The following is a 216-nucleotide window of genomic DNA, read 5'->3' as shown; positions in this document are numbered from 1 at the left end:
AGCTCCCGAAGGCACACCTGTGTCTCCACTGGCTTCTCTGGATGTCAAGAGTAGGTAAGGTTCTTCGCGTTGCATCGAATTAAACCACATGCTCCACCGCTTGTGCGGGCCCCCGTCAATTCATTTGAGTTTTAATCTTGCGACCGTACTCCCCAGGCGGTCTACTTAACGCGTTAGCTCCGAAAGCCACGGCTCAAGGCCACAACCTCCAAGTAG

General features: G+C 53.7%; 1 rRNA gene. It reads right to left on the bottom strand.

What is annotated here, in order from left to right:
• Positions 1 to 216: ribosomal RNA gene (locus AB4585_RS21705) — 16S ribosomal RNA — on the bottom strand; the annotation flags it as partial.

The organism is Vibrio sp. 10N.222.49.C9, assembly GCF_041474985.1.
Taxonomy (GTDB): domain Bacteria; phylum Pseudomonadota; class Gammaproteobacteria; order Enterobacterales; family Vibrionaceae; genus Vibrio; species Vibrio crassostreae_C.
The sequence above is the reverse complement of the archived record's forward strand: the minus strand, read 5'-3'. Positions and strand labels throughout refer to the sequence as shown.